The organism is Nitrososphaerota archaeon (assembly GCA_011605775.1).
GTDB lineage: Archaea > Thermoproteota > Nitrososphaeria > Nitrososphaerales > JAAOZN01 > JAAOZN01.
Genome location: JAAOZN010000102.1, coordinates 1 through 4289, shown reverse-complemented (window position 1 = coordinate 4289; position 4289 = coordinate 1). Strand labels below are relative to the sequence as shown.

The window sequence follows — 4289 nt, the reverse complement described above, 5'->3', positions numbered from 1 at the left end:
TTCGATAAACACTACCACAAAAGATCAAGAGTAGAATCAGTAATCTCTGTCCTGAAGAGGGTATTCGGCAACAACCTAACATCAAGAAGGAGAAGAAGCCAAAGAAACGAACTCCACCTAAGAGCCATCAGCTACAACATCGGAATAACCAACCTAACAACAATAAAGAAGACGGTGAACCAGCTTTTCTGCCACACCCGATATGCACAATTACCTTATATTTAATGATTGGTTGCAGCCGCACCCCTGTTTTTGCTACTAATTGCTAATGATATGATGTGGTTACCTATCTGATGATGGCAAAATGGCGACAAAACATGTGACATTCGATGACGAGCTCTACATCGAACTCGTGAAGCTGAACAGATCCATGAAGCACAGGGACTTCAGCGAAACCGTGAACTACCTTGTGAGAGAGGGGTTAGAAGCCCTTCGAGCCAAGAGGTGAAAGGGAATGGTCAAACTTCAGGACCTCGAAGAATATCTCACACCAGAAGATGTGAAGGATGACGTGGTCACCTTCTTAGATGAAGGTGTGTATAAAAAAGCCGAGGAAACACCCTTCGGTCGGCCCGTGTTCCAGATATCTGTGAAGCTGCCTGATGGTCGTGTTAAGATCGCTACACTGAACCGCACGTCAAGGAAGGAGCTTGCCAAAGCCTACGGTGAGGACACGAAGAACTGGGTAGGTCGGGAAGCTAGGGTCACAAAGGTTAAGCAGAATGTGCGAGGGGAGCTTAAAGACGTCATTTACTTCCACCCTACTCAAACTCTCCTAAAGCCCCCAGCGCAACCAGAGCTAACCTGTCAGCTGTGTGGTGCGAAGATCTCTGGTGCCAACGAGCAAGAAGCAAGAGAAGAACTCCGCGAACATGTCGCAAAGGGGTGCGGATAGCACCCCCCAACCTTTTTTGGTGATTAAAGTGGTTGAAGATATACCTTTGGACAAAATCAAATTGCCCTCAAACTATGTTCGTGAAGGTGTAGATGAAGAACACATAGAGTTCTTGGCTGATGATATAGGGAAGAGGGGTCTTTTAGAACCTTTACTCGTAAAGCCTATACCGCAAGGCCTATATGAGATAATTAATGGTGTGCACAGATACCACGCTTTAAAGAAGCTGGGTTGGGGCAGCGCACCCTGCGTAATCAGAGAAGCATCGGATCAAGAAGCCGTGGTGATCCAAGTCTTAACTAATTATAGGGCTCGAAGATTGAAGGATTATGAGCTAGTGAGGGCTGTTGGAGTAATGCACGACGCATTAGGCATGAGGTTGGACGCCGTAGCGAAGGAGCTCGGCTACAGCAAAGGCTACGTAAGCCGACTATACAGCATATACAAAGATCCATATACCTACGAGGAGCTGAAAAACGGCAGCATAAACCTGGAGGAAGCATACAGCAGGGTGAAGGGGAGAAGCGGTCAAAGTTTAGTTACTAAACATGGCCAGGAGTATAGGGTTCGCTGCATAATCTGTAAGAGGGAAGGCGGCTCAGACGACTACCATAGGCCTTCAATATGCTTGGAGCACGCTCAACACCTTCAAAGGTGGGTTAAAGCGGCGAGAGAAGTGTATATGTTCATGGGCGACAAAGGGTTAAGAGAGCTCTCGAAGAAGCTGCACGCACTAGCGGGAGAACTGGTTGGAAGGAAAGAGGGTTCAGCCGCTAAACCCGGCAGCAAGAATAAGCCTTCAAAGTCCGGTGGAGAAAGTTTAGTGAGTAAACCTGACTCCAAGCGTGAACGCGAAGATCAGGCGCGCAATCGAAGTTTAGTCACTAAACTTGGCGCAGGAAGGTGAAGTGGCTTGAGTGAGCGAAGAGGCTTCCCGCAGTGGAGGGTTGAGTTAGCATACTTTGCTCAAGACGGTGTTTGCGCTAGATGCGGCAACACGTTGGAGCACGGCTTCCACAGACACCACAAGGATGGGAACCCACTCAACAACACCTTAGATAACCTAGAACTCCTATGCCCAGAGTGCCACAGAGCAACCCTAGGAGAAGCATACAAGAAGCACAGGGAGCAAGAGGAGAGAGCGTTAAACTATCTCAACAAGCTCCTAGCTGAGTGCTTTAACGGTAGGTTAAGCGGAGCAACAGTTGAAAGGCTGATGGATGCGATCACACTATCCCTTAAGATCTCAAGAAGCTCAAATAGGTTAGATGAGGGAATCGAATCACCGCCACCAACAATAGCCCTACTCAAAAAGCTCCAGGAAACAAGAATCCTACAGGAGACGTATCTAGAGGGGTTCAAGGATGGTATCAGATGGTTAAGTGAACAAAGGAGCGGGACAAACTCAGCGTGAAGAAGATTGCGTCAACTTCTCCATAATCTTCTTGTAAAGTTCGATATCTTCTCTCAGCTCTTTGGCTCTTCTTATTCTACTCAAGAGGATGCGTGTGTTGACATCCTTTTCATTACGCTCAAGCCACGCCTTTATGACGCCCTTCTCAAAATCTGTAAAGATTCTATTCCTCATCTCACACCCAATAGTGTATCAGCAACAGATGCATTTAAATACTGCTGTATCTATGGTAGCTACGGTGAGACTGAGAGGGGCGAAAAAGGGGCCTCTCAGTTGATAAAGCCACAGAGGTGGTAAAGTGCGGGAGACAACGATAACCACACAGAAACGCCGTCCTGAGCCACTAATAACAAAATATCTCAGCAACCCAGATACCAAGCGCTGGTTCGACAATTTAAGCAGGGGCAGTAAATTAACAGCGACACAAAGGTTATACAAACTCGTAAACTTCTGTCGAGACCACGATATAACCCCAATAAGCCTCGTCGAATTGGCTAGAAAGGACAGATTGATCGTATCCGACTTGATACAAGACCACATAGCTGCAATGGAAGAAGCCGGTAGAGCTCCATCGTACATACGATCCGTTTACACAGCGGTGAAATCGTGGTTAAGCTACTTCGACATCGAACTCCATAGAAGGATTAAAGTTGCCAACGCAGATGTGGCAACAACGCTTGCAAGCGAAAGAGTCCCCACAGGTGAAGAAATGTTCGAGATCCTCAGCCGAGCACCTCTAAGAGAAGGAGCGATCATAAGCCTGATGGCTAAGGCGGGTTTAAGGCCAGAAACCCTTGGAAATTACGATGCTACAGATGGTCTAACTATCAGAGACTTACCCGATTTGGTAATCCAACAGGGAACCGCAAGGTTCCTTCGATGCCCGCCGATGATAATCGTAAGAAAAAGCCTATCGAAGGCGAGGCACCAATACTTCACCTTCATCACAACACAAGGAGCGAAAAAACTACTTGCCTACCTTAACGACAGGCTCCACTCAGGCGAAGTCCTAACACCCTACACACCTATCGTAGCCCCAGACCACCGTTACCATTATGGAAGGTTGGGAAATAAGGGAAAGACCTTCCTAACAACGAAGCAGATCTGTCGAAGAATAAGGGAAGTTTTACGCCCAAGGTTTAGATTCCGCCCATACGTCTTCAGAGCCTACTTCGATACACAATTGCTAATCGCAGAGGCAAGGGGGAGGATCGCTCACGATTTCAGAGTGTTCTTTATGGGGCATAAGGGTTCGATCGAAGCGAAATACACAACAAACAAAGGCGTGCTACCCGAAGCCCTAATAGATGAGATGAGAAGTTCATTCGAGAGAAGCGAGGAATTTCTCGACCTAGAAGCAGTTAACGAAGACCCGTTGGAGAAGCAGAAGGAGGAGATCAAAGCGAAAATCGAAAGACTGACACCTGAAGAGATTGGGAAGGTACAAGAGATGCTTAGGCTTCTAAGCATCTGTAAACCCAACCCAAGCAAAGAGTAGTCACAGCCGAAGAAGCAGAACAACTCATAGCTCAAGGATGGGAGTATGTAGGTACGCTTCCAACGGGGAAAGTAATTCTTAAAAAGAGTGAGTGAGCTAGAACCCCCTGGCCGGGGTAGCTCAGCCTGGTTAGAGCGCCAGCCTCCACAGGGTTAGGGTGTGACTCATAATCTGGAGGTCGCGGGTTCAAAACCCGTCCCCGGCACCTACTAAGTGTAGATTTGCAACGTTCACGGTTTCTCTCTAATGTACATTTATGAGCATAAAAGTTTAAATGAGTGCCTTTATCACCGAATGCGGTGAAAGAGAGATGGGAGAGGCTACTTACTTCATTAAGAGGCTGGTTAAACCAAACATTAGTAGGGTTAAGTGGGATAAATCACCCTTAGAAGTCTTTACCGCTCTATGTGATCGCTCTGAGTATGCCTACCTTTTAGAATCCGTTGAGGGGCCAGAGAAGATCGCAGAATACTCATTTGTAG

At 47.2% G+C, this 4289-nt stretch carries 8 protein-coding genes and 1 tRNA gene; 8 read left to right on the top strand and 1 reads right to left on the bottom strand.

Translation table 11 applies throughout. The features are described from left to right. From HA494_09375 to HA494_09355, 5 genes are all read left to right on the top strand, one after another. A partial coding sequence (locus HA494_09375; GenBank protein ID NHV97972.1) for a transposase occupies window positions 1-225 on the top strand: 225 nt, incomplete at its 5' end. A gap of 79 nt (window positions 226-304) precedes the next feature. Continuing rightward, a complete protein-coding gene (locus HA494_09370) occupies window positions 305-448 on the top strand; it encodes a hypothetical protein (protein NHV97971.1) in 144 nt (47 codons plus the stop codon). A gap of 6 nt (window positions 449-454) precedes the next feature. Next, window positions 455-895: a hypothetical protein gene (locus tag HA494_09365; GenBank protein ID NHV97970.1), complete on the top strand. Its 441-nt coding sequence runs from the start codon at window positions 455-457 to the stop codon at window positions 893-895. A 28-nt stretch (window positions 896-923) separates the two neighbouring features. Continuing rightward, entirely contained in the window at window positions 924-1802 is an 879-nt protein-coding gene (locus HA494_09360; GenBank protein NHV97969.1) for a ParB N-terminal domain-containing protein, read from the top strand. Window positions 1803-1808: 6 nt separating this feature from the next. Then, window positions 1809-2309: an HNH endonuclease gene (locus HA494_09355; protein NHV97968.1), complete on the top strand. Its 501-nt coding sequence runs from the start codon at window positions 1809-1811 to the stop codon at window positions 2307-2309. Here the strand turns inward: HA494_09355 and HA494_09350 are convergent. Next, window positions 2301-2483 carry a hypothetical protein gene (locus HA494_09350; GenBank protein ID NHV97967.1) on the bottom strand — a complete coding sequence of 61 codons (183 nt, stop codon included), beginning with the start codon at window positions 2481-2483 and terminating at the stop codon, window positions 2301-2303. The two genes, HA494_09355 and HA494_09350, sit on opposite strands and share 9 nt — an antisense overlap. A 124-nt stretch (window positions 2484-2607) precedes the next feature. On the opposite strand from HA494_09350, the gene HA494_09345 reads away from it, so the two are divergent. The 3 genes from HA494_09345 to HA494_09335 form a co-directional block, all read left to right on the top strand. After that, window positions 2608-3807, top strand: coding sequence for a site-specific integrase (locus HA494_09345; GenBank protein NHV97966.1), 1200 nt, complete (start codon window positions 2608-2610; stop codon window positions 3805-3807). Between the two features lie 109 nt (window positions 3808-3916). Further along, a tRNA-OTHER gene (locus HA494_09340) sits at window positions 3917-4012 on the top strand. A gap of 105 nt (window positions 4013-4117) precedes the next feature. Continuing rightward, window positions 4118-4289 (top strand): hypothetical protein (locus HA494_09335; protein ID NHV97965.1); only part of this gene is annotated, 172 nt, incomplete at its 3' end.